Genomic DNA, 24,435 nt, shown 5'->3' on the forward strand with positions numbered 1-24,435 from the left:
CGCCTTCTGACGATCGTTGATGGCACACGTGCCGATAAAACATGACTTAAACCGGAGCAGGTCCGTAATTCAGACAACCACCAGTACCACGCATGTCAGGCAAATACGACCTCGTTATCGTCGGCGGTGGAATCAGTGGCGCGTCGCTCCTCTACACGACCGCGAAGTTCACCGACATCGAGTCGATCGCCTTACTCGAGAAGGAAGCCGAAATCTCGGCGATCAACTCCCACCACACGAACAACTCCCAGACCCTGCACTTCGGGGACATCGAGACCAACTACACCCTCGAGAAGGCCGAGACGGTCAAAGAAGGGGCCGAAATTCTGGCCGGCTACCTCGAGCACCACGACCCGGACCGCGAGATTCACTCGAAGCGCTCGAAGATGGTACTCGGCGTCGGCGACGACGAGGTCGCCGAACTCGAGGCCCGCTACCACGACGAGGGCTTCGGCGACCTCTTTCCGAAGCTGCGCCCGATCGGTCGCGAGGAAATCGGCGAACTCGAGCCGAAGGTCGTCGAGGGTCGCGATCCCGCCAAAGACCTGCTGGCCCTGCAGACGCCCGACGGCTACGTCGTCGACTACGGCGAGGTCGCCAAATCGCTCGTCGACAACGCCCGCGAGGAAGCCAGCGTCGACGTCTTCACGGGCACTCAGGTCACCGACCTGACCGAGACGTACGACGGCTACACCCTCGACACGGCCCGCGGCAAGTTCGATTGCGATGTCGCGGTCGTCGCCGCCGGCTCACACAGCCTCCAGATCGCCAAGGAACTCGGCTACGGCGAGGACAAGGTCTTGCTCCCTATCGCGGGTAGCTTCTTCCTGGCCGAGAACTTCCTCAACGGTAAAGTCTACACCCTGCAGATGAAGAAGCTCCCCTTCGCCGCGGTCCACGGCGACGCGGACGTCCACGACCCCTCGATCACCCGCTTTGGACCGACCGCGAAGCTCGTGCCAACGCTCGAGCGCGGCCGACTCTCGACGGTCGAGGACTTCCTCGACGTGTTCGGTCTCAACGTTGCGGCGTTCGCCAGCTACGCCAACATCCTCTCCGATCGCATCCTCCTGCCGTACGTGCTCCGGAACCTCGTCTACGACCTCCCCGACGTCGGCCCGAAGTCGTTCCTCCCGCACGTCCAGAAGGTCGTCCCGAGCGCGGAACTCGAGGACATCGAGCGCGCGAAGGGTTACGGCGGCGTGCGCCCCCAGATCGTCGACACGAAGAAAAAGTCTCTCGATATGGGCGAGGCGAAGATCGTCGGCGACGACATCATCTTCAACATCACGCCCTCGCCGGGGGCTTCGACAAGCCTGAAGAACGCGATGCAGGACGCGAAGACGGTTGTCGACTTCTTCGAGGAGGACTACACCTTCGACGAGGAGGCGTTCCGCGCAGACACCATCGGTCACTTCCCGCGACTCGAGGACGACGCGTTCGAGACCGGAGCGGGTGCCGATCCTGAACCGGCGCAAGCGGACGACTGAGTCGCGTTACGCTATTTTCCGCCTCGAAGCCTTCGCCCTTCGCTCGGCCTCGAGTGCTGGCTGACGGCGCCGCGTTCAGAAGTACCCGAACAGCGTGCCGACCAGCACGAGCCCCCACATCGCGACGCCGACCAGCAGCATGTCGTTCAGGACGCGGTCCCGAGTCGCTCGTCGGGCGGCCCCGCCGGCGATGAGCCCGATGGCGACGATCACGAGCATCCGCTGGAGCACGACGTCGATGGGGAGTGAACTGACGCCGACCATTCCGTAGTCGATCCACATCGCTGCCGCAAGCGAGATCGAAGCCGCGACGGCCGCGTCGAGTCTGGACTCGAGGCCGCGGGCGATCAGATAGGTAGCGACGGGAATGCCCAGTGCGATCACCGGGTACAGGATCGCCGCGATGTTGTGCATCGTGAGGAACGTGGCCCACTGCTCGAGGGCGATGCCGGCGACGCGAACGCCGAGGAACAGCGCGATAATGGACCCCGCCAGGATGGGATGGCCAACCTCGATCCGGTCGTAGGCGGCGGCGAGTCGGCGCTTGTCGACCTCCGTGAGACGGTCCTCGAGGGGCTGGGGGGTGCGTTCGACGAGCTCCCGTCCGGCGGCGAGCCCGAAGATTGGAAGGACGAAGAGACCCACCAGGTCGACTTTGGTCGCCCAGCCATCGGCGTCGGAGGGGCCAGCGTTGTCCACGTTCCGGCGGACGACGTCCTCCTTCGGATCGACCTGTGGGAGGGCCATGAGTTCGCGTTCGACCTCGAGTTGGGCGTTCTCGACGCCGTCGACGCGGTGGCGGAGGGTGAACCAGTCGAAGTGCTCGCTGTGGGCTTGCATGGCGACCCACTGGTCGTCGGGGTTGGGACTCGCGTAGACCCTGATGTGGGTCCGCTCACCGTAGTAGGTGCCGTCGTCGAGTTGTACCGTTTCGGTGGTCCAGTAGGCCGGCTCGTCTGGGCCGGGGTCGACCCAGGCGTACCGAGTTCCGCCTGCAGTTTCGCCCCAGTTCGTGGTAGTGGCGATCTGCCGGTTGATGGACTCGAGTCCAGTTTCGTTCGCGCTTTCGTTGGTTTCGTTGGTTTCGTTGGTTTCGTTCTCGTCGATCTCGTTGGTACCGTCGACTTCGTCGGTTTCGTTCGCGGTTTCGTTGGTTCCTCCGATTTCGTCAGTTCCGTTAGTTCCGTTGGCTTCGTCGGTATCGTTCGTTTCGTTCCCCCCGAACACCGCGTAGGTGTCGGCGTCGGCGTCCTGTTCGTCTTCCTCGAGTTCTTGCCAGTCGCCGTCGGCTTCCTCCTGGAGCAGGCGGACAACCTCGTCGCTGTCGCCCCGAACGAAGACGTTGAGCGGGCTGTGTTTCTTGTGCGTCTTGCTCGGGCTCATGTACGCCCAGATCGCGCTCTCGGAGCCCTCGAAGGTGACGAGTTCGATCTCGGGGTCTTCGCTCGTCTCGGGTGCGACGTCTTCCGTCGACGGCGAGAGCAACGCCGACGGACCGCCGACGAGGACGAGGCTCAGCGCGACGAGCAGGAGACCGATGGTGAGCGAACGGCGCATCGGTTCGACGTATTTCGCACGCCCTCTTGAAACGTAGTGTATACTGACAGTCGACGTTCACGACCGGTTCCAGTGCCGAACTATCGAGCGAGAACGCGCGAGGGGCGTTCGAGATTCGTCTCGATAGGCCTTCGGAATCGTTTCGAGGTGTGTTCAAAATCCGCCACGGGGAGCGTTCCAACGTTGTCTCGGAGACGGCCGCGATCCGCCGTCAGACGGCTTCGGGGCCAGTCGCCCCCGTACGAACCTGACAGGCGTCCTCGACCGGGATGACGAAAATCTTGCCGTCGCCCGGTTCGCCCGTGTTCGCGGCCTCGCGGATCGCGTCGACGACCTCGGTGGCTGGGACGTCGGCGACGACGCACTCGATCTTGACCTTCTGGTGGAGGTCGACGGCGTACTCCTCGCCACGCCACTGGCCAGTCTTTGCGGGCTGGGAGCCGCGACCGGAGACGTTGGTGACCGTCAGCGAGGGGGCACCGATTCCGGCGAGGTTCGTCTTCACGTCGCCCAGGCGGTCGGGGCGGACGATGGCTGTGACCATCCAGATGCCGCTGTCTGCAGTACCGCCGTCCGTCCGGATCGGACCGCCGTCGGCCGCGACTTCGGGCGTGCCGAACTCGGGATAGGTGTCGACGCCGTGTTCGCTCACGTCGAGACCGTCGCGTTCGTGCTCGGGCGTGACTCGAGCCTGACCGACTGCTTTGAACGCGCCCCAGACGAGGCCCGTGGCGAGGATCGTCCAGCCGGCGATGACGACCACGCCGACGACCTGTGCGGCGAACGCGTTCGCGACGCTCTCGACGACGCCGGGTGCGGCGACGAACGGGTACAGGAGCGTCCCGAGGACCCCGGCCGAGCCGTGGACGGGGAACACCGCGCAGACGTCGTCGATCTTCAGGACGTTCTCGACGAAGCTGAAGACCAGCGGGAGCTGGGCGCCGGCGAGACCGCCGACGACGAACGCGCCCCACCACGCGGTCGTGTGGGGGATCGCGGTGATGCCGACGAGTCCGGCGAGCAGGCCGTTGGCGACGTACAGCGTGTCGACCTTGCCGGTCTTGAGCCAGGCAACGAGCCCGGCACCCATGGCGCCACAGCCCATCGCGATGGTCGTCGTCATGGCGACGCGACCGACGGTGGCGAAGTCCCCGAGGACGAGTTCCCCGCCCTCGAGCGCGAAAACCGTCGCCGCGGTGCCGACGTTGAAGCCGTACCAGCCGAAGGCGAGGACGAGCGTGCCGAGCACGGCGAAGGTCATCGAGTGGCCGGGGATCACGTTGACCGTCCCATCCTGGTTGTAGCGGTCGAGGCGCGGGCCGAGGACCCACGCGGCGGTGAGGCCAGCGATGCCGCCCATCCCGTGGACGATCATGCCGCCGGCGAAGTCCTCGAAGACGACCCCACCGACGGCCAGGTGACTCCCGGCCCAGGTGAGGCCGGTGACGACCGGGTAGATGACCGCCGCCAGCAGGAAGGTGTAGCCGACGTACGCGCGGAGTTTCGCACGGCCGGCGACGGCTCCGGAGACGATGGTCGCTGCCGTCATCGCGAAGACGGCGCCGAACAGCCAGTCGACCCACGCGTTGGGTTCGGCCACGTCGAAGGCCGGCACGAATCCGTCACCCGCGACGAGACCTTCGACCCCGGCTCCGATCAGGAAGAAGACCGTGACGCCGACGCTCCAGGTCAGCAAGTTCTTCGTCAGCTGATTCGCGACGTTCTTCGAGCGCACCTGGCCGGCCTCGAGCATGGCGAAGCCCGCGTGCATGAAGAAGATCAGGAAGGTGACCGTCAGCACCCACGCGAGGTTGACGCCCTCGACGAGCACTGCGGGATCGACTTGCAATGGTACGGCGTCGATCATAGTAGCACCCTCGATGAGCTGGGATTGTTCTGTAGACGTTCGTTCGCTTCAAACCACCTTCTGTGTATGCTTGGACTGGACTTCACGTTCAATGTGGATGAAAGGGCAGTGTATAAGGATTAGTGTTGATGAATGTCTAATATCTATCGCTGTAGGGTGAAAACCTGAAACATATTATGCGCCTTTCACTGATTTAAGGTGTCCGTCCCTCCAGGAGCACGGCTCTCGAACGACCGAAACTGGACAATTGCCGGCGTCCGTACGCGGCAAATACGGTGGAATCACCGCCGTAGGTGTTCGGAACGGCTGGCTCCAGACTCGCGCGCGGCAAACGTTGCCAGTCGTCACGGCCACCGAAACTCTGACTGGACGAACGTCCGACCGACCCCCCGCTCGAGTGCGATGAACCGCCGCCGAGACGAACCATCGGTTCGATCCGTCCACACTCGAGATGTCGTTCGAGTGCGACGAATCCTCCGAGCAGCGGGGAACCCGGCTCAGAGGCGCGGGGCCACGTCCTCGGCGAAGTACGTTAGAATCAGATCGGCACCCGCCCGTTTGATCGAGAGCAGCGACTCGAGGGCGGTCGCCTCGAGGTCGAGCCACCCCTTCTCGCCGGCGGCCTGGAGCATGGCGTACTCGCCGGAGACGTTGTAGGCGGCGACTGGGTGGTCGAACTCCCTCCGGAGGTCGCTCACGACGTCGAGGTAGGGCAGGGCGGGTTTGACCATCAGCACGTCCGCCCCCTGCTCGACGTCGAGGCGGACCTCGCGGGTTGCCTCGCGGCGATTGGCCGGGTCCATCTGGTAGTGGCGGCGGTCGCCGAAGCTGGGCGCGCCGTCGGCGGCGTCCCGGAAGGGGCCGTAGAAGGCACTCTCGTACTTCGCGGCGTAGCTCATGACCGCCACGTCGGCGTGCCTCTCGCGGTCGAGGGCAGTCCTGATGGCGCCGACCATTCCGTCCATCATGCCGCTCGGGGCGACCATCTCCGCGCCCGCGTCGGCGTGAGAGACGGCGATTTTCCCCAGGGCCTCGAGGGTGACGTCGTTGTCGACGGTGAGGCCGCCGCTCGCGCCCGAGGAATGCTGTCCGCCTTCGAAGTCGCGTGCTCCCGCCTCGAGCGGCCCGCAGTGGCCGTGCTCGGTGTACTCGCAGAGACAGACGTCGGTGATCACGTAGGCGTCCGTCTGGGCGGTAATCCGACGGGTGGCCTCCTGGACGACGCCGTCGTCGGCCCACGCGCGGGTTCCCTCGGCGTCCTTCGACCGCGGGATGCCAAAGAGCATCACCGCCTGGACGCCGGTTTCGAGCACCTCCTCGACGCGGGGGACGGCCTCCGCAATCGGGACGCGTTCGTGACCGGGCATCGACTCGATGGGAACGCGCTCGTCGGTCGTCGCGTCGACGAAGATGGGTGCGATGAAGTCCGACGGCTCGAGGCTCGTTTCGCTGACGAGTCCCCGAACCCGGTCCTTACGGAGGCGGCGGGGACGGTGTGTGAGGTCCACGTTCATACTCACCACTACCGACGGCACGGCCAAAAGCCGTGCGCTCGAGGCCGCGCCGTCTCCCAGTAGCGGCGACTTCGGTGAAATCGAGCTTTGAGCTAGCCCGAAGCTTATGGCGTTCTGGTCAGTGGATCGTCACATGAATCGACGCGCGTTTATCGGTGCTGCGGTCGGTGGAAGCGCCCTCCTGGCGGGGTGTACGCAACTGTTGTCTGGTGAGTCGCCGTCCTGGTCGATGGCTGATCCCGATGGAAACAGCGATGGGAACGGTGACATTGGTGAAAACGACGACAGGGACGATGACGGTGGTGAAAACGGCGATGGAGGCGGTCCTGGCCACCCGAACGAAGCCGTCACCGTCGTCGATTTCCGGACGGCTCCGCTTTCGGCCGCGGTCGTCGACGGCGGAGTTTCGACGGACGACCGCCTCGCCGCGCGAATCGACTTCCTCGAACCTGCGACGCTCGACTCCCCGGCGAGACTCCGCGCCGAGGTGACAAACAACAAGCCCTACGAGCAGACATTCGCGGCCCGGCGATTGGTCGTTCTCGACGATCCGCCGGTCGGTCAGTCCAGCGATCGGAACGCGATCTACCTGGCGCCCGTCGAGGGCCATCCGCTCGCCGAATCCATCCCCGGGTACGCCCGTGACGAGAACGGGCGCTGGCGACTCGAGGACGTTCGCGACGACTGGTTCCCCGACACGGTCTCCCTCGAGGCCGAAGAGACGATCACCGGCGAGTACCACCTGCTGGGCCACCACCTGGCGGACGAACCGCCGATTCGGGCGGGGCGCTATCGCTTCGGCTGGCGCGAGACCGCGTTCGAGGTCGCCGTCTGGTCGACCGACGAACCCGGACCCGATGGGGCGTCGCAGTTCGCGGGCGAGAGCGTTGCCGACTTCCCCGACGCCGGGGAGGTTCGGTGGTACCACGACGCGACCCCCGCAACCGAAGCCTATCTCGAGCCCGACGAGGAACGGATCGAAGCGCCCGGCAAACTCGAGTTCACGCTGGTCAACCACAGTCGCGAGGCGATGGGTGGCAATCCGTACCAGTGGCGACTGTACAAGTCGGTCGGCGGCGAGTGGCTGCCGGTGTACCCGTGGGCCTGGAACGCACCGTACGCGACGCGGGGTCCCGGCATAGTCGACGAGACGACCCTGCAGTGTTACCACGGCGATCCCGTGCCGTGCGAGGGAAGTCGGACCGTCGGCTACCTCGGCGGCGGTCGGTACGCGTACTCCGTCGGATACAGCCGTGACGAGGAGACCCACGCCGCGATGTTCGACCTCGAGGCGCCCGCTCTAGACGTTGCCCTCGAAGCGGACGCCGACGTCGACGACGGCTGGGAGGAAACCGTCGTCACGCTCCCGAACTACGCGGACGCCCGAAAGCCGGCGACGTTCACCGTTACGCGCGTCGATGCAAAAGGCGAGGATCGACTGATTCCCGAACAGCTCCCGCGACGCCCCTTCCGGGCGTTTCGAAACGCCTTACCGCTCTTTTCCGATGAGGACCGGACCGCCCTCGAGCGCGTTCGCGTCCGAACCGACCGCGGAACCGCTCTGGGCCCCTTCGACTACGAGGAAGGCGAAACGCGAATCGTCGAGTTCGACGGGCAGACATTAGCGGTGACGGCCGAACTCGAGGACGGGTGACGGGCGGATCGACGATCCCTCCCCAGTCGTTCCGGGGAACACTCGGCAATTTTCGCGACGGGATAGGAGTTCTTTTCACGCCTTCTCGCGGACGTACACCCATGCTCGATTACCTCTCCCTCGAGGCCGACCTCGAGGCGGAAGAACGCCTGATCCGCGATACTGCCCGCGAGTTCGTCGAGACGGAAGTTGCGCCCGACATCGGCGACCACTTCGAGAACGGGACCTTCCCCACCGACCTCATTCCGGAGATGGGCGAGATGGGCTTTTACGCCCCGAACCTCGAGGGCTACGGCTCCCCGAATGTCTCCGAGACGGCCTACGGACTGTTGATGCAGGAACTCGAGGCCTGCGATTCCGGCCTGCGGTCGATGGCCTCCGTCCAGGGCGCCCTGGTCATGTACCCGATCCACGCCTACGGGAGCGAAGCGCAGAAAGAAGCGTGGCTCCCTAAACTCGGCGCGGGCGAGGCCGTCGGCTGTTTCGGGCTCACCGAACCCGAACACGGGTCGAATCCGTCGGGAATGGAGACCCGCGCCGAGAAGGACGGGGAGGGCTACGTGCTCAACGGCTCGAAGACCTGGATCACCAACTCCCCTATCGCGGACGTGGCGGTCGTCTGGGCGAAGGACCGCTCGAGCGACGCGACCGGCGGCGACGCAGTCCGGGGATTCCTGGTCGAGACCGATCGCGACGGCGTCTCGACGAACAAGATCACCGAGAAGCTCTCCCTGCGGGCGTCGATCACGGGCGAAATCGGCCTGAACGACGTGCGCGTCCCCGAGGAGAACGTCCTTCCGGGAGTCGAGGGGATGAAAGGGCCGCTGTCGTGTCTGACCCAGGCCCGATACGGTATCGCCTGGGGTGCGGTCGGTGCGGCGCGGGATTGCTTCGAGACTGCCTGCCAGTACGCGACCGACCGCGAGCAGTTCGGCGGGCCGATCGGTCGGTTCCAGCTCCAGCAGGACAAGCTAGCGGAGATGGCGACCCAGATCACGCTCGCGCAGTTGCTCGCCTACCGGCTGGCCGAACTCAAGGAGCGCGGGGACCTGCGTCCGCAACACGTCTCGATGGCCAAGCGCAACAACGTCCGGATGGCCCGCGAGCAGTCACGGGTGGCCCGCGAGATGCTCGGCGGGAACGGTATCACGACGGACTACTCGCCGATGCGCCACCTGGCGAATATGGAGACGGTCTACACCTACGAGGGGACCCACGACATCCACACGCTGGTGCTGGGTCACGATCTGACGGGCATTCCGGCGTACGAGGGGTAGTGCGAGGCTCGAGGCTCGACCTCCAGATGGAAATCCAGTTCGGCACTCGAGAGCGATCGACCCCAACGACCATCGGTATCGCCTCTTCTTGCACAATCCTGCACCGATAAGTACGCCCGCCACGGAGAGCCAGCCATGAACGGAAACCGCTTCGGTCGCCTCTTCCAGGTGACGACCTTCGGGGAGAGCCACGGCGAGGCGATGGGGTGTACGATCTCCGGCTGTCCCGCCGGCCTCGAGCTGACCGAGGACGACATTCAGGCGGACCTCGACCGACGAAAACCCGGCCAGTCGATGATCACGACCAGCCGCGGGGAACCCGACTCGGTCTCGATCAAATCCGGGATCCAGGACGGCTACACCACCGGGACGCCCATCGGGCTCGTCATCGAGAACAAGGACGCCCGCTCGGGGAAGTACGAACCCTTCATCACCGCACCGCGACCCTCCCACGGCGACTTCACGTACTCCGCGAAGTTCGGCACGCGCAACTGGGGCGGCGGCGGGCGCTCGTCCGCGCGCGAGACCGTAAACTGGGTTGCCGCGGGCGCGGTCGCGAAGAAACTGCTCGCGGGCGAGGGAATCGAACTCAAGGCCCACGTCAATCAGATCGGGGACGTCGAGGCGCCCGAGGTCAGTTTCGAGGACCTTCTCGAACACAGCGAGGAAAACGACGTGCGGTGTGCTCATCCCGAGACCGCGGAGGCGATGCAGGAACTCATCGAGGAGTACCAGGAAGCCGGCGACTCCATCGGCGGGAGCATCTACTTCGAGGCTCGAGGCGTCCCCGTCGGCCTCGGCGCCCCGCGGTTCGACTCGCTCTCCGCTCGACTCGGGCAGGCGATGATGGCGATTCCGGCGACGACGGCCTTCGAGTTCGGGCTGGGACGGGAGGCTCGAGAGTACGCGGGGACGGAGCGAAACGACGACTGGGAGTTCGGCGACGACGGCAACCCGACGCCCGTCGAAAACGACCACGGCGGCATCCAGGGCGGCATCTCGAGTGGTGAACCGATCTACGGCGAGGTCACCCTCCACGCGCCCACCTCGATTCCGTCGCCCCAGCAGACCGTCGACTGGGAGACCGGCGAGGTCGTCGAGGACGCCCAGGTCATCGGGCGCCACGACCCCGTGTTGCCGCCGCGTGGCGTGCCGGTCGTCGAGGCGATGCTCGCGCTCACGCTTGTAGACTTCATGTTGCTCTCGGGCCGGCTCAATCCCGACCGGGTAGATGGGACGCCCGGCGAGTACGATACCGACTACCACCCGACCAATCCGCGGAACGAGTGAGGCGCGTCCTGCGCCCGCCCTCGCTCGCGTTCGAACTCGTACTCGTACTCGTCCATCGTCCATCACTCGAGCGAAATTACTAACTGGGCGGCACCATCAGTACCGCGAGATGGCCGCCCCCGTCACCGAACGAACCAGGAGCCGAGTCGAGTCGTCGATTGCCGACCTGCGGGGCGAGTACGGCGAGTTCGAAACGATCGACAAGATGTGGGAGCACGCACCCGAGCGGTACCGTCGCGTCCGCGAACGAGCGGACGAGGAGGCACTCGGTGGCGCGGGCGTCTGGCTGACGAACGCCGACGGAGCGGTTCTGCTGGTGCGAAACGAGGGAGACGAGGGCTGGGGCGACCCCGGCGGCAAGCGCGAACGCGAGGAAACCTATCGGGAGGCCGCACGCCGGGAACTCCGGGAGGAGACGGGTGTCGAGTGCGAGATCACGGGCGTGCTCGAGGTGCACGTGATCGAACATCGCTCGGTCGAAACCGACGATCCCCCGGTATTCGACCTGATCGTGATCTTCGCCGGCGAGTACGCCGGCGGCGAACCGCGTGCTCGAGACGGCGAGATCGCCGACGTCGGCTGGTTTTCGGAGCCCCCGTCGACGGTTCTCTACGACGAGGTCGCGACCAGGCCGTTCGGGGATGGAGCGTGATCGGCCTTCACCCGTAGGGCTAGACCTCGAGCGTCGATATGACTGGTATCTGTCTACAATTCTGAACGCGTTTTCCGTACGTACACCCGGAAACGGGGGAGATATCCTGCCCGGACCCTCATTCTTCACGAAAGTTTCTTGGTAATCTATAGCAAAGGCTTTAGGTTCGCTGGAGCAAAATTCCGCATACTGCTGGCCACCGAGGCCGCTTATCCACCATGAGCGACCATGAACTTATCTGGCGAATCGCAGGCGGTTCCGGAGACGGAATCGACTCGACGAGTCAGAACTTCGCGAAGGCCCTCATGCGGTCGGGCCTCGACGTATTTACCCACCGACACTATCCGTCTCGGATTCGCGGTGGCCACACCTACGTCGAGATCCGCGCGGCGGGGCACAAAGTACAGTCTCGGGGGGACGGGTACAACTTCCTCCTCGCACTCGGTGACTCCTTCGCCCGGAACCCGAAGGAAGGCGCCTACTACGGCAACGAGGAAATCAAACCCCTCTCGGAGAACTTAGACGAGCTCAACGAGGGCGGAATCATCGTCTACGACTCGGGGCTGCTCTCAGAGGACGATGTCGAGACCCTGAACCTCGAGGAGCGTGCCGAGGAGAACGACTGGCACGTCTTCCCGATCGACCTTCGGGCGATGGCCAAAGAGCACGGCCGCGAGGTCATGCGCAACACGGCGGGGGTCGGCGTCACGGCAGCGCTCCTGGAGATGGACCTCGAGCACATCGAGGACCTGATGCGCGACGCCATGCCCGAGAAGATCCTCGAGCCGAACCTCGAGATCCTCCACGACGCCCACGACATGGTCACGGAGGAGTACGACTTCGAGCACGACCTTCGCATCCCGAAGGGCGAACACGAGGACGAGCAGGCGCTGCTCTCGGGCTCGAACGCCATCGCCTACGGGGCACTCGACTCCGGCTGTCGGTTCATCGCCGGCTACCCGATGACCCCGTGGACGGACGTGTTCACCATCATGTCCCAGAACCTGCCCGACATGGGCGGAATCTCCGAGCAGGTCGAAGACGAGATCGCGGCCGCGGCGCTCGCGGTGGGCGCGAGCCACGCTGGCGTGAAGGCCATGTCCGGCTCTTCCGGCGGCGGATTCGCCCTGATGAGCGAACCCCTCGGCCTCGCGGAGATGACCGAGACGCCGATCGTACTGCTCGAGTCGATGCGGGCCGGCCCCTCGACGGGGATGCCCACCAAACCCGAGCAGGGCGACCTCGAATTCACCCTCTACACGAGCCAGGGTGACTCCGCGCGCGTCGTCTTTGCGCCCGCTAACATCGAGGAGGCCTACGAGCAGACGCGCCTGGCGTTCCACATCGCCTACGAGTACCAGATTCCGACGATCATCATCTACGACCAGAAGCTGAGCGGGGAGAACGAGAACGTCGCCGTCAGCTTCCTCGACCGCGAGCCCGACCCGTCGCTGGGCTCGACGCTCACCGAGGACGAACTCGAGGACCTCCCGCACGACGAGTCCGGGAAGTTCCACCGCTTCCAGCACGACGTCGAAAATGGCGTCAGCCCGCGCTCGCTGCCCGGCCAGAAGGGCGGGCGCTTCCTGGCGACCGGGAACGAGCACACGCCAGCCGGCCACATCTCGGAGGACCCCGACAACCGCGTCTTCCAGATGGATCGGCGCCTCGAGAAGCTCGAGGCCATCCGCGCCGAGCTCGACGAGGAACACGACTCGAACCAGACCTACGCGGGCGACGAGTCGGCCGACTTCGGCATCATCACCTGGGGATCGGCCCAGGGGGCCGTCATCGAGGCGACCGAGCGTCTGAACGATCAGGGCCACTCGGTCAAGGCCGTGGGCGTCTCCGACATGATGCCGTTCCCCGAAGCCGAACTCACCGAGTTCATCGAGAGCGTCGACCAGGCGATGGTCGTCGAGATGAACGCCACGGCCCAGTTCCGCGGCCTGATCCAGAAGGAACTCGGGCGCTACGGCGAGAAGCTGACCAGCCTGCTCAAGTACAACGGCAACCCGTTCGAACCCGCCGACGTCGTCGAGGGCTACGAGCTCAACGTCGACGGCTCGGACGCGGAACCGGACGCGCAGGTTCGAATCGAACCCGCTGCAGGTGACTGACTATGAGTGCATTCAACGCAATCGGCGACGAACGCGAGATCGACCGTGACGAGTTCACGCCCGGTCTCGAGCCCCAGCCGACCTGGTGTCCGGGATGTGGCGACTTCGGCGTCCTCAAGGCGCTGAAGCAGGCCCTCCCGGAGGTCGGACTCACCCCGGAGGAAGTCCTGACCGTCACCGGCATCGGCTGCTCGGGCAAGCTGAACAGCTACCTCGACACCTACGGGTTCCACACGATCCACGGCCGCTCGCTGCCGGTCGCCCGCGCGGCGAAACTGGCCAACGACGGCCTGACCGTGGTCGCTGCGGGCGGCGACGGCGACGGCTACGGGATCGGTGGCAACCACTTCATGCACACGGCTCGAGAGAACCACGACATGACCTACATCGTGTTCAACAACGAGGTCTTCGGCCTGACGAAGGGCCAGACCTCGCCGACGAGCCCGAAGGGTCACACGTCGAAGACGACGCCTCACGGCAACGCGAAGTCCCCGATCCGGCCGCTCTCGCTGGCATTGACCTCGGGTGCGACCTACATCGCTCGCACGGCGGCGGTCAACCCGAACCAGGCCAAAGAGATCATCAAGGAGGCCATCGAGCACGACGGCTTCGCGCACATCGACTTCCTGACCCAGTGTCCGACCTGGAACAAGGACGCCCGACAGTACGTCCCGTACGTCGACGTCCAGGAGTCCGACGACTACGATTTCGACGTCCACGACCGCAAGGAGGCCCAGGAGATGATGTTCGAGACCGAAAACGCGCTCTACGAGGGCACCGTCCTCACCGGGCGGTACTTCGTCGACGAGCGTCCGTCCTACCAGCAACAGAAGAAGGAACTGGGCGAGATGCCCGAGGAACCGCTCGCGGAGCGGTACTTCGACGATGACGCCGAGTGGGAGCGTAGCTACGACCTGCTCGAGCGCCACAAGTAACCTCGCGTTCGAATTCGATCCCGGTTCGCTTTTCGAACCCGTTTTCGACGATCGTGCTCGAGGCCCGATTCTCGAGAGCAGTTGCTCGAGTCACAGCGCGTACTCATGCTTCCGAGCCCACGTTCACGACACGCACCCGCGAAGAGACGCGTTCCTCCCGCTCGTCGTGCTTAAATTGATTTCAGGGAACGCCTTTAGGACTCCTCGTCCATCGTTCTCGTATGTCATCCGATACCGAATCGGGGTTCGTCGAGGCAGTCCCCCTCGAGGACCTCCAGGAGAACGGTCGCGAACTGCTCTCGAAGAACGGCACGGCCATCGCCCTCTTCTACCACGAGGGCGAGGTCCGGGCGGTCGACAATCGCTGTCCGCACATGGGTTTCCCCCTCTCGGAGGGAACCGTCGACGACGGCATCCTGACCTGTCACTGGCACCACGCTCGGTTCGAACTCTCCTGCGGGGACACGTTCGATCCGTGGGCCGACGACGTCCGCACGTACCCCACGGAGGTCCGCGACGGCACCGTCTACGTCGACCCGAACCCCCCGCTCGAGACCTCGCCAGCCGAACACTGGGCCGAGAGGCTGGAGACGGGTCTCGAGGAGAACCTGCGGCTGGTGACCGCCAAGTCGACAATCGGCCTGCTGGACGCGGGGGTCGACTACGCCGAACCGATGGCGACGACGCTCGAGTTCGCCACCCACTACCGGGACGTGGGCTGGTCCTCTGGCGCGACCATTCTCGGCTGCATGGCGAACGTGATGGACGACCTCGCACCAGAGGACCGTAAGCGGGCGCTCTACACCGGCGTTCGTCACGTCGCGAGCGACTGTGCGAGCGAACCGCCGAAGTTCGACCAGCCATCGTTCTCGACGAGCGAGGTGTCCCTCGAGCGCCTCAAAGACTGGTTCCGCGAGTGCGTCGAGGTGCGCGACGCCGACGGCGCCGAGCGCTGTCTGCGGACGGCTATTGCGGCCGGCCACGCCGAATCCGAAGTCGCGGAGATCGTCTTCGCCGCGGCGACCGATCATCCCTACCTCACGACCGGCCACGTGCTGGACTTCGCTAACACGGCCTTCGAGTCCCTCGAGCACGTTGGCTGGGACCTCGCGGGAGACGTCTTCGCGTCGCTGGTCGAGCCGCTGGTGACCGCCACCCGGAGCGACGAGTCCTCGGCGTGGCGCCAACCGGTCGACCTCGTGGCCCTGCTCGAGGACGTATACGGCGGCGACGTGAGCGAGACGAGCGGACTCGAGGCGCTGGCCGCGGAGGGCGCGGACGCTCGCGAAGCGGGCGAGTGGGAACCGTCGGGCGACCTGGAGGCGACGCTGCTCGGCGACGACCCCGAAGCCATCGTCGACGCGCTGGCCGACGCCGTTGCCGACGGCGCGTCGACCGAGGACCTCGCGGCGGCCGTCACGCAGGCGGCCACGACGCGGGTCGCCCAGTTCGGCGTCGCCAACGAGTTCTCCGACTGGAACACGGTCCACCACACCCTCACCTACGCCAACGCCGTTCACCAGACGACCCGGCGAACCGACGCCGTCGAACTGTACCGCGGCGTGTTCGACGCCGCGATGAGCGTCTACCTCGACCGGTTCCTTAACACGCCGCCCGCGCCGGTGCCGGAGCCGGGGAACAACGAGACTGGACGAGAACCTGACGCGATCCTCGAGGCGCTCCTCGAGATGTTCGACCGCGAGGGCGGGGTCAACGAAGCGGGCCGACTCGTCGCCGAGTTCTTCGACTGCGACGGCGACCCTGCCGACCTCAAAGAGACGCTCGGGCGCGGACTCCTCCGGGAGGACGCCGGCTTCCACACGCTACAGAACGTCGAGGCGGCGTTCCGACAGTTCGACCTGCTCGCGGCGGAGGGAGCGGCCGATGCGGGGGCCGGCGACCCATCCGTCGACGAGCGTACGCGACGGATGCCCCTGCTCGCGACGGCGCGGTACATGGCCGCCCACTTCCCGACGAACCGCGAGGCCGAGCAGACGTTCCGGATCGCCTCACGGCTGAACCGTGGGGAGGCGATCCACGAGGCCTGAGATCGACTCGAGGCTGGTCCTGTCCCTGATTAGAGCGCTCCAACGGGAACGCAAAGACCGACCCCCTTTTGGTCTCCTCGCCCCTCTCTCGGGGCGTGGAGTGTCACGTCTACTACGAGGGCGACGACGACCCGAAGAAGTGTACGGCCCGGCGCCTCGAGCGCTTCGACCGGACGATCCTTCACCGGTCGATGCGGGCCGTCCCCTACGGCGTCGTGCTCAACCCCCACGCCGAGCGGGCGCTCTCGCCGGCAGACGCCGACGACGCCCTCGACACGCTCGTGGCGCTCGACTGCTCGTGGGAGTCCGCCGAGCAGGCCGCGTTCTCGATGTCTGGTGTCCACCGCGCGCTTCCCTTCTTGGTCGCCGCGAATCCGGTGAACTACGGCCGGCCGTTCCGGCTGACGACCGTGGAGGCACTTGCCGCGGCGCTCCGCATATTCGGTCACGCCGAGGCCGCCGCCGACCTCCTCGAGCCGTTTCGCTGGGGCGAGACGTTTCTGACGCTCAACGAGGAACCGCTGCAGCGGTACGCCGGATGTGCGGACTCGAGCGAAGTGGTCGCCGTCCAGGAGGAGTATCTGGCGGACGAGGACACGTGAGTCGGTTTCTCTCCCGGATCCATCAGCTCCCGCTCGAGCTTCGACGCCCGACGAGCACCAGCAACAGGACGCCGACCCCGCAGAGAACCAGCGGCGGGATGGCGACGACGCCGAGTGCCACGCCGTCCTGGCTGGCGAGCAGCGCGCCGACGCCGAGCCCCGAGAGGAGGAAGCCGATGCCCATCGCCTGGAGGCCTCGGTGGACCAGCATCGCTCTCATCGAAGTCGCCCTGTCGTCGCTCACGGTCGGCGAAACGTCCGAACTGGTTGTAAGCGTACCGTTCGACGGCTCGAGCTCCGTGGTCGTGGTACCAAAAATGGATCACAGCCGTTATATGGCCCTCTGGCTAACGACCGGTATGGCCAGTTTCGACGCCGCGGAAAAACGGACGCTCGAGAAGATGATCTGCATGCGCTGTAACGCCCGCAACTCCCAGCGAGCGACGCGCTGTCGCAAGTGCGGCTACAAGAACCTCCGCCCGAAGGCGAAGGAAGCCCGCGCAGCCTGATCGACTCGGTTCTCCACTCGAGGTCATTTGCGTAGCAACAGCGACATCTAGCGTTACTGATCGCGGTGACCGTTTCGTCCGTCCGGGGTCACGGCCCGTCTGATGGTTACAGGGGAAGGTGGGTTCGCGACGACGCGGAATCGCTGCGGCATCGCTATCCGAACAGTGCGTCTAATATAGAATTTGTAATTACTATATTAGCCATAGTAACTACAATAGTTATACCAATGGTGCCGGATTACTGCTCGTCGGGATACTTCGGCTCTCGCTTCTCCGCCCGCCCGAGCGCCGTCTCGATTACGTCCCTGACGTCGCCGTGAAACACCTCGCCGTGGCCCGCGTAGAGGTGCTCGACGCCGTCGGGAAGTCGCTCGAGCAGGTGCTGGAGGCTCTCGATGAGCGTCTCCCGGGACTGGCCCGGCATGTCGGTCCGTCCGAAACTGCCGTAGTCGAACGCGCCGTCGTCGTGGACGACGACGTCGCCGCTGAACAGGGTCGTCGCCGAGACCAGCGAGACGTGGTCGTCGGCGTGGCCCGGCGTGTACACCACTTCGAAGTCCTCGTCGCCGATTCGAACCCTCTCGCCGGCCTCGAGCGCCTCGGTCCGGAGCGGGTGATCCGCGTAGGCGTAGACCGCCGGGTCGAACGCGTCGACGACGGTCTCGAGTTCGGCCACGTGGTCGCCGTGTTGGTGGGTCAGGACGACGGCCTCGAGGTCGTCGGTGTGTTCGCGGATCGCGTCGACGACGCCGTCCATCGCGCCCGCGTCGACGAGTGTCGTTCGGCCGCCGGTGACCAGGAACGCGTTGCAGGTGAACGTGTCGGCCTCCTCCGTGACGTGGTGGACATCCATATACGAACGACTCCATGCCGACGGACAAAAACGCTGGCCTCGAGGGACTCGTCAGTCGAGAGCCGACAGCATGTTGCTGGCGAGAGGGCTGCCGACTCGAGCAGGAGTAATGGGACCGACAATATCGTTCGATACGCTCGAATTGGGGTTCTCATCGCCACTATCTGCTCTCGTGACCGATCAACTGCTGATTGATTAGGTTGGTCGCTTAAGTACTACCGGCCCCCACGTGATGATATGACAACGGTTCGATTCGAGAATGGCACGGACACGATACGAAACTGGGACAACGTATTCGAAGCCCTCTCGGCCGAACCGCGGCGTCAACTCATTATCTCGCTCATGGATGCCCCACGAGACGAGGCGATTCCACTCCCTGAGCGAGCGATCAATCCAGACGCCCCTGCCGACCCCGACGTGCTCCGGACCGAGCTCTTCCACCGTCATCTGCCGCTCCTTGACGACCTGGGGTTCGTCGAGTGGGAGTCGGACCCGTTCGTCGCCTCTCGCGGTCCGCGGTTCGAGGAGGCGGCCGCGGTATTCGAGGCACTCCAGTCCCACGCTGCCGAACTCCCCGAGTCGCTGGTCCTGGGCTGTCGGCGACTGGAGCGGGAACGGGAACGAGAGATGTCGGTCAGCGACTGACGCGCTCGAGTCGGCGAACGTATCGTTCTGGTGCCAGTATCCTTATTTGGCTTCGGCCTGTAGTTTACTCCATATGGGGTTCGGAAGCTACGACGAGTCCGAACAGCGAGACGTCGATGCGGATTTTGACGAGAACGACGCGGTGGAGTCGGACGAGACCAACCACCAGGGGAGTATCGAGTTCGAAAACGGTGCCTCGAGCGAGGAACTGCTCGACCGGCTCAAGGACATTAAGGACCGCAACTAGCGCGGCAGTTCACAGGGCAGGACCGCGATGAACTTGAAACCCGGGACGCGAGCACTCGGTGTCGCCGAGTCGTACCGGCCCGGGGCCAACGAGAGCACGCTCGCCGGGGCCGTCGTCCGCGCCGACCGCGTGGTCGACGGCGCGATTTTCAACCGGTGTACCGTCGGTGGCCTCGACGCGACCGATGCGGTCGTCTCGCTCGTCGCCGGTCTCGAGCGCCCCGACGTTCGCGTCTGTTTCGTCGGCGCGGTCGCTCCCGCCTGGTACAACTTGCTCGACCTCGAGGCGATCCACGACCGGACGGCCGTTCCCGTCGTCGCGGTCACCTTCGAAGAGAGCGAGGGGCTCGAGTCGGGGCTTCGCGAGGCGTTTTCCGGGGAGGCGCTCGAGATGCGCCTCGAGCGGTATCGGTCGCTCCCGCCGAGGCGGTCGGTTCGTCTCGGGAGCGAGTCGGGTTCGGACGAGACGGGTCCTGACCGAACGGGTTCGGACGCGGCAGGTTCAGACGAGATAAGTTCAGACGGAGCGGAGACCGTCCACGTTCGCGCAGTCGGCCTCGACATGGACCGGGCTACGTCGTTCGTCCGGGCGTTCACGCCGGAAGGCGGTCGTCCGGAGCCGATTCGCGTCGCACGTACGCTGGCTCGAGCGGGCGACGCGTACTGCCACGAACGAGGCGGTCACGAGTAGCCGTTGATTGACGTTCATGTGTCGGGCGTTGGGCGGCGCGCCGTCGTTAGAAACGACTTTACCTCCCTCGGGCAATTTTCACACCATGCAACTCGGCACCGGACTGTTCACGTGCCAGCAGCGGCCGGACGACGACCGCTCGATGAGCGAGCTCTACGACGAGGTCCTCGAGCTTGGCCGGGCCATCGACGACGCCGGCCTCGATAGCGCGTGGGTCTCGGAACACCACTTCGCCGAGGACGGCTACCTCTCGGCGACGATGCCCACCCTGGGTGCGCTCGCCGCCGCAACCGAGAACGTCGAGATCGGGACCTGCATCGCGCTCGCGCCGCTGTACGACGGCGTTCGCCTCGCGGAGGACGCCGCGACCGTCGACCTGCTCTCGGGCGGGCGGATGATCCTCGGACTCGCCATCGGCTCCAATCCCCGGGAGTTCGACGCCTTCGGCGTCCCCCGCGAGGAACGGGTCGAGCGCCTGGCCGACCAGGTCGACCTGTGTCGGGCCGCCTGGTCCGAAGGCCCGCTCGAGTACGACGCGCAATTTCACGACGTCTCCCCCGACGTGACCGTCACGCCGAAACCGGACGGCGACGTGCCGATCATGCTCGGCGGAAAGGCCAAGCCGGCCGTCAGGCGGGCCGCGCGCACCGCCGACGCCTGGTGTGCGCCCTCGTCGCTCTCGCTTCGGGGCCTCGAGAAGCGCGTCGAGGACATTCGAAACGTACGCGAGGAGGAAGGCTTAGACGACGACTTCGGCATCTACGTCATCAAGCACGGCTTCGTCGGCGATTCCCGCGAGGAGGCCTGGGAGACCATGCGAGACGGCTACCTCTACATCCAGCGACGCTACGCCGAGATTTTCTCGGGTGAACCCGTCGAGGAACTCCCCGCAGAGCGCACGCAGGAACTGAAGGAGCAGGCGATTTTCGGCACGCCCGAACAGGTCACCGACGAGCTCGAGGCCCATCGGGAGGTGCTGGGTGACGACGTCCACGTGATCTTCCGGACGTACCACCCGGGCACCGACACCGAGGCCATGCGCGAGTGCATCTATCGACTGGGCGAGGAGGTCGCGCCCGACCTCCGCTGACGCCTTTCTGGACGCTTCTAGCGCGGTTCTGTAGCTCGCAGTCGCTGTTCCTCGGTACTCCTCGGAGCTGTGAGTGGCTGACTCAAGCGTCTAGAAATCCGGAAGGTCCTCCGGCGGCTCGTACTCGGCTTCCCAGTCGATGTACTCGTCCTTGAGGATCTCACAGACCAGTTGCCCGAACTCCGTGAGTTCGGCGTTGATCGAGGAGACGGTCCCCCAGGAGTCGAGTTCCGAGTGATACTCCTTTTCCTGCCAATCCTCGGGAATGCCCGGCGCGTGGTAGCCGACGCGGTCGGCGAAGTCGTCCCAGAAGAAGTCGAATTGCGAGAACAGGCCGAGGTCGGTCGCAATCTCGAACGCTCGCGGCTCGAGGTCGGCGTCCTCGCGCCAGGCGTCGAAGGCCTCCTCCCAGGCGCCCTCCTCGAGGAACGCCTGGAGTTCCTCGCGGCGGTAGTCGATGTCGTCGGGTTCGCCGACGACGGTCGCGTCCTCGTACTCGTTGGGGTCGACGTAGGTGAGTTCGGGCGGATCCGGGGGCTCGACCTCGAGTGTCATGGTCGGTGGTACGGCCGGAGTGCGAATAAGGATTGGTACGTCCGTCTCCCGTCGTTCGACTCGATACCGCGACCCGAAGGCTCAACACCGTCGCGTGCCAGGTGCCGGCCATGACGCGCTACGAGGCGGTGATCCTCGACGTCGACGGAACCCTCGTCCGCGGCGACCGACTGCTGCCGGGCGCAGCCACGGGCATCCGAGCGATCGACGACGCCGGCTGCGACCGCCTGCTGTTCTCGAACAACCCGACCCGCGGGGCGGCCCACTACGAGGAGCGATTGTCGGCGCACGACCTCGCCGTCGACCCGCGTCGCGTGCTCACGTCCGGGACCGTCGCCGCCGAGTTCCTCGCGGACACGCACCCGGAAGCGTCCGTCTTCGTCGTCGGGGAGTCGCGACTCGAGGCCCTGCTCGAGGCGGGATCGCTCGCCGTGACCGACGATCCACGGGAGGCGGCCGTCGTCCTCGGGTCGATCGACCGTGACCTGACCTACGACGACCTCGGCCGCGCGCTGACGGCACTCGAGTGCGCCGACGCGTTCTACGGGACGGACCCGGACGTGACGATTCCGACCGACGGGGGGATGGTTCCCGGATCCGGAACGATCATCGCTGCGATGGAAGCGGTTGCGGAGCGCGAGGTCGACGGCATCCTCGGCAAGCCCTCGAAAATCGCGGCCGACGCCGCGTTCGAGCGCCTGGGACTCGAGGGGGGCTCGGAGCGAACCCTCGTCGTCGGCGACCGGTTGAATACGGACATCGAACTCGGCGTGCGGGCTGGCACGGACACTGCGCTCGTGACGACTGGTGTGGCGAGTCGCGCCGACGTCGCGGCCGCCGATCTCGAGCCGACGTACGTCCTCGATTCGCTGGCGGAACTCGAGGACGTGCTCGGCTGAGCCGGTTCGTGCTAACGTCTCGCAAACCTGGCATAGATTCTTGAGCCGACCGGCACAGTCACACCTATGGACGATCAGGAGTTCGTCACGCCACCGCCGCTCGAGCGAGGCAGTCAGATTGCGGTCGTCGCCCCGGCGTCGAACCCCGCACTCGAGGCGCCTCACGTCTACGAACTGGGACTCGAGCGCCTGCGAACCGTCTTCGACCTCAAGCCGGTCGAGTACCCGACCACGGAGATGGGCCGGGAGGAACTCTACGAGAATCCCAAAGCCCGGGCGAGGGACGTGATGGACGCCTTCGCGGATCCCGACGTCGACGGGGTGATCGCCGTCATCGGCGGCAACGATCAGATTCGAATGCTCTCTCACCTCGAGCCGGACGTCCTCCGCGAGAATCCCACGCGGTTCTACGGCTACAGCGACAACACCAACCTCGCGACGTACCTGTGGAACCTCGGAATCGTCTCGTTCTACGGCCCCGCCGTGATGGTCGAACTGGCGATGGACGGCGAAATGTTCGATCACACCGTCGCGTACGCCGAGCGAGCGTTCTTCGAGGACTCCATCGGGACGCTCGAGCCGGCCCAGCGGTTCACCGACCAGCCCGGTAACTGGGCCGATCCCGAGGCCCTCGAGACGCCCCGGGACACCGAACCCAGTCCCGGCTGGCACTGGTCGGGCGGGACCGACGCCGTCTCCGGACGGGTCTGGGGCGGCTGTCTCGAGATCATCGACCAGCAGTTCCTCGCGGACCGGTATTTGCCCGAGGACGACGCCCTTGAGGGGACGGTACTCGCCCTCGAAACGTCCGAGGAAGTCCCCGTCCCCGAGTGGGTCGCCGGCGTGTTGCGCGCATTGGGTGAACGCGGTCTCCTCGAACGCTTCGCGGGCGTGCTCGTCGGTCGACCCGCGTCCCGGTCACACGAGGAGGACCGACCGCCCGAGTGGCGCGAAACCTACCGAGAGCAACAGCGCGAGGTCGTCGCGGACGTCCTCGCGGAGTACAATCCCGACGCGCCAGTGGTGCAGGGACTCGAGTTCGGGCACGCGTGGCCGACGGTCCCCATCTCGATCGGCGGACGGGTCGAGATCGATCCCGCCGAAGAGACGGTTCGGTTTCCGTAGGCTCGACCATTGCCGCTCGAGCGCACCTCTCGATTGGTTCGGTTCACTGCTCGAAGTGGGCCACGCCGCGCTGGAAAGTTCGTCTACGACGAGGACTGACCTATCAGCACGAATTCGAATGAACCGGGCCGCGTGAACGGGTAGCCGTCGGTTGCACCCGTCGTTGCGACACCCTCACGAACGTTCGTGGTAAAAATGACTATATTCCAACACCTGATTGGTATGGTGTGGCATGTCTGACGAGGATGCGTTTCGCGTGTACGGCCGCACCGCTGAGAACTACGCCGAGACGAACCCCCACGTCGAGCCGCGAGCGAGCTACGAGTGGCCGATGGTTCGTCGCCTCCTTCCGGAGGTATCGGGGAAACGAGTGCTCAACGCCGGCACGGGAACGGGACACTACGCCGCGCGCCTCGCGGAACGAGGCGCCGACGTCGTCGGTATCGACGCGAGCGAGGGAATGCTCGTGGAAGCCCACGCCCGTCACGGGGAGGCGGCCGCGTTTTGTCGGGTAAACCTCCGCGAACCGTTGCCGTTCGCCGACAATCGGTTCGATGTCGTTACCTGCCAGCTCACTCTCGAGCACGTTCGGGATTGGGACCCGTTGGTGGACGAATTCGCCCGAGTGCTCGACGCCGGTGGACAGTTGGTCGTCTCGACCGACCACCCGTTCAGCACGTACTTCGTGATCGAACACGAGCCGCCGGAGATCGGTTCCGCCGACGCGGAATCCGCGGATTACTACGCCGTAGAGCGGTACAATCGCAACTGGGGCGACGAGGATGACCCGCTGTGGATGCCGTTCGTGAGACGACC

The 24,435-nt window shown here is 65.5% G+C and carries 22 protein-coding genes and 1 pseudogene; 17 read left to right on the forward strand and 6 right to left on the reverse strand.

Features of this window, described 5'->3' with window-relative positions; all coding sequences use genetic code 11:
* The first annotated feature begins 92 nt into the window (after positions 1–92).
* Positions 93–1,490 (forward strand): FAD-dependent oxidoreductase, encoded by a 1,398-nt coding sequence (locus ACFQS4_RS18180; RefSeq protein ID WP_500195127.1) that lies wholly within the window; start codon positions 93–95, stop codon positions 1,488–1,490.
* Positions 1,491–1,565: 75 nt separating this feature from the next.
* Here ACFQS4_RS18180 and ACFQS4_RS18185 read toward each other — a convergent pair whose 3' ends face one another.
* The 3 genes from ACFQS4_RS18185 to hemB form a co-directional block, all read right to left on the reverse strand.
* The gene (locus ACFQS4_RS18185; protein WP_500195130.1) at positions 1,566–3,047 is read right to left on the reverse strand and encodes a hypothetical protein; all 1,482 of its coding nucleotides are present in this window, start codon (positions 3,045–3,047) and stop codon (positions 1,566–1,568) included.
* A gap of 211 nt (positions 3,048–3,258) precedes the next feature.
* Complete coding sequence (locus ACFQS4_RS18190; protein ID WP_500195132.1) at positions 3,259–4,914, reverse strand: ammonium transporter; 1,656 nt, start codon at positions 4,912–4,914, stop codon at positions 3,259–3,261.
* 497 nt (positions 4,915–5,411) lie between these two features.
* Positions 5,412–6,422 carry a porphobilinogen synthase gene (gene hemB / locus ACFQS4_RS18195; protein WP_500196664.1) on the reverse strand — a complete coding sequence of 337 codons (1,011 nt, stop codon included), beginning with the start codon at positions 6,420–6,422 and terminating at the stop codon, positions 5,412–5,414.
* A gap of 139 nt (positions 6,423–6,561) precedes the next feature.
* Here hemB and ACFQS4_RS18200 point away from each other — a divergent pair, with 139 nt between their 5' ends.
* The 8 genes from ACFQS4_RS18200 to ACFQS4_RS18235 all read left to right on the forward strand — a co-directional run bounded on the left by ACFQS4_RS18200 (position 6,562) and on the right by ACFQS4_RS18235 (position 17,006).
* The gene (locus tag ACFQS4_RS18200; protein ID WP_500195134.1) at positions 6,562–8,082 is read left to right on the forward strand and encodes a hypothetical protein; all 1,521 of its coding nucleotides are present in this window, start codon (positions 6,562–6,564) and stop codon (positions 8,080–8,082) included.
* A gap of 101 nt (positions 8,083–8,183) precedes the next feature.
* Positions 8,184–9,359, forward strand: coding sequence for an acyl-CoA dehydrogenase family protein (locus ACFQS4_RS18205; RefSeq protein ID WP_500195135.1), 1,176 nt, complete (start codon positions 8,184–8,186; stop codon positions 9,357–9,359).
* Between the two features lie 135 nt (positions 9,360–9,494).
* On the forward strand, positions 9,495–10,649 hold the full coding sequence (gene aroC / locus ACFQS4_RS18210; protein ID WP_500195138.1) for a chorismate synthase: 1,155 nt from the start codon (positions 9,495–9,497) through the stop codon (positions 10,647–10,649).
* A gap of 109 nt (positions 10,650–10,758) precedes the next feature.
* Entirely contained in the window at positions 10,759–11,301 is a 543-nt protein-coding gene (locus tag ACFQS4_RS18215; RefSeq protein WP_500195140.1) for an NUDIX domain-containing protein, read from the forward strand.
* Between the two features lie 218 nt (positions 11,302–11,519).
* Complete coding sequence (locus ACFQS4_RS18220; protein ID WP_500195142.1) at positions 11,520–13,421, forward strand: 2-oxoacid:acceptor oxidoreductase subunit alpha; 1,902 nt, start codon at positions 11,520–11,522, stop codon at positions 13,419–13,421.
* Positions 13,422–13,423: 2 nt separating this feature from the next.
* Positions 13,424–14,356: a thiamine pyrophosphate-dependent enzyme gene (locus ACFQS4_RS18225; RefSeq protein ID WP_500195145.1), complete on the forward strand. Its 933-nt coding sequence runs from the start codon at positions 13,424–13,426 to the stop codon at positions 14,354–14,356.
* A 221-nt stretch (positions 14,357–14,577) separates the two neighbouring features.
* Positions 14,578–16,404, forward strand: a complete 1,827-nt coding sequence (locus tag ACFQS4_RS18230) for a Rieske (2Fe-2S) protein (RefSeq protein ID WP_500195147.1) — start codon at positions 14,578–14,580, stop codon at positions 16,402–16,404.
* Positions 16,405–16,499: 95 nt separating this feature from the next.
* Entirely contained in the window at positions 16,500–17,006 is a 507-nt protein-coding gene (locus ACFQS4_RS18235) for a DUF367 family protein (protein ID WP_500195150.1), read from the forward strand.
* Positions 17,007–17,028: 22 nt separating this feature from the next.
* Here the strand turns inward: ACFQS4_RS18235 and ACFQS4_RS18240 are convergent, their stop codons facing one another.
* Positions 17,029–17,250, reverse strand: coding sequence for a hypothetical protein (locus tag ACFQS4_RS18240; protein WP_500195152.1), 222 nt, complete (start codon positions 17,248–17,250; stop codon positions 17,029–17,031).
* 115 nt (positions 17,251–17,365) lie between these two features.
* Here ACFQS4_RS18240 and ACFQS4_RS18245 point away from each other — a divergent pair, with 115 nt between their 5' ends.
* Positions 17,366–17,515 (forward strand): 50S ribosomal protein L40e, encoded by a 150-nt coding sequence (locus ACFQS4_RS18245; RefSeq protein ID WP_253429994.1) that lies wholly within the window; start codon positions 17,366–17,368, stop codon positions 17,513–17,515.
* A gap of 238 nt (positions 17,516–17,753) precedes the next feature.
* Here the strand turns inward: ACFQS4_RS18245 and ACFQS4_RS18250 are convergent, their stop codons facing one another.
* The gene (locus ACFQS4_RS18250; protein WP_500195155.1) at positions 17,754–18,368 is read right to left on the reverse strand and encodes an MBL fold metallo-hydrolase; all 615 of its coding nucleotides are present in this window, start codon (positions 18,366–18,368) and stop codon (positions 17,754–17,756) included.
* A 237-nt stretch (positions 18,369–18,605) separates the two neighbouring features.
* Between ACFQS4_RS18250 and ACFQS4_RS18255 the strand changes: the two genes are divergently transcribed.
* The 4 genes from ACFQS4_RS18255 (at position 18,606) to ACFQS4_RS18270 (ending at position 21,040) form a co-directional block, all read left to right on the forward strand.
* Complete coding sequence (locus ACFQS4_RS18255) at positions 18,606–19,013, forward strand: hypothetical protein (protein ID WP_500195157.1); 408 nt, start codon at positions 18,606–18,608, stop codon at positions 19,011–19,013.
* Between the two features lie 73 nt (positions 19,014–19,086).
* Positions 19,087–19,260 carry a DUF5786 family protein gene (locus tag ACFQS4_RS18260; RefSeq protein ID WP_500195160.1) on the forward strand — a complete coding sequence of 58 codons (174 nt, stop codon included), beginning with the start codon at positions 19,087–19,089 and terminating at the stop codon, positions 19,258–19,260.
* Positions 19,261–19,293: 33 nt separating this feature from the next.
* Positions 19,294–19,950, forward strand: coding sequence for an endonuclease dU (locus ACFQS4_RS18265; protein ID WP_500196666.1), 657 nt, complete (start codon positions 19,294–19,296; stop codon positions 19,948–19,950).
* Between the two features lie 85 nt (positions 19,951–20,035).
* The gene (locus ACFQS4_RS18270; protein WP_500195163.1) at positions 20,036–21,040 is read left to right on the forward strand and encodes an LLM class flavin-dependent oxidoreductase; all 1,005 of its coding nucleotides are present in this window, start codon (positions 20,036–20,038) and stop codon (positions 21,038–21,040) included.
* A gap of 90 nt (positions 21,041–21,130) precedes the next feature.
* Here the strand turns inward: ACFQS4_RS18270 and ACFQS4_RS18275 are convergent, their stop codons facing one another.
* Positions 21,131–21,595 (reverse strand): DUF7992 family protein, encoded by a 465-nt coding sequence (locus ACFQS4_RS18275; RefSeq protein ID WP_500195165.1) that lies wholly within the window; start codon positions 21,593–21,595, stop codon positions 21,131–21,133.
* 110 nt (positions 21,596–21,705) lie between these two features.
* Here ACFQS4_RS18275 and ACFQS4_RS18280 point away from each other — a divergent pair, with 110 nt between their 5' ends.
* The 3 genes and pseudogenes from ACFQS4_RS18280 to ACFQS4_RS18290 all read left to right on the forward strand — a co-directional run.
* A complete protein-coding gene (locus ACFQS4_RS18280) occupies positions 21,706–22,494 on the forward strand; it encodes an HAD-IIA family hydrolase (protein ID WP_500195167.1) in 789 nt (262 codons plus the stop codon).
* A gap of 66 nt (positions 22,495–22,560) precedes the next feature.
* Positions 22,561–23,619, forward strand: a complete 1,059-nt coding sequence (locus ACFQS4_RS18285; RefSeq protein ID WP_500195169.1) for a S66 family peptidase — start codon at positions 22,561–22,563, stop codon at positions 23,617–23,619.
* Between the two features lie 331 nt (positions 23,620–23,950).
* Positions 23,951–24,343: pseudogene (locus ACFQS4_RS18290) on the forward strand (class I SAM-dependent methyltransferase); the annotation flags it as partial.
* Positions 24,344–24,435 lie beyond the last annotated feature (92 nt).

The sequence above is a fragment of the Saliphagus sp. GCM10025317 genome, from assembly GCF_042663665.1.
Lineage (GTDB): Archaea > Halobacteriota > Halobacteria > Halobacteriales > Natrialbaceae > Natronosalvus.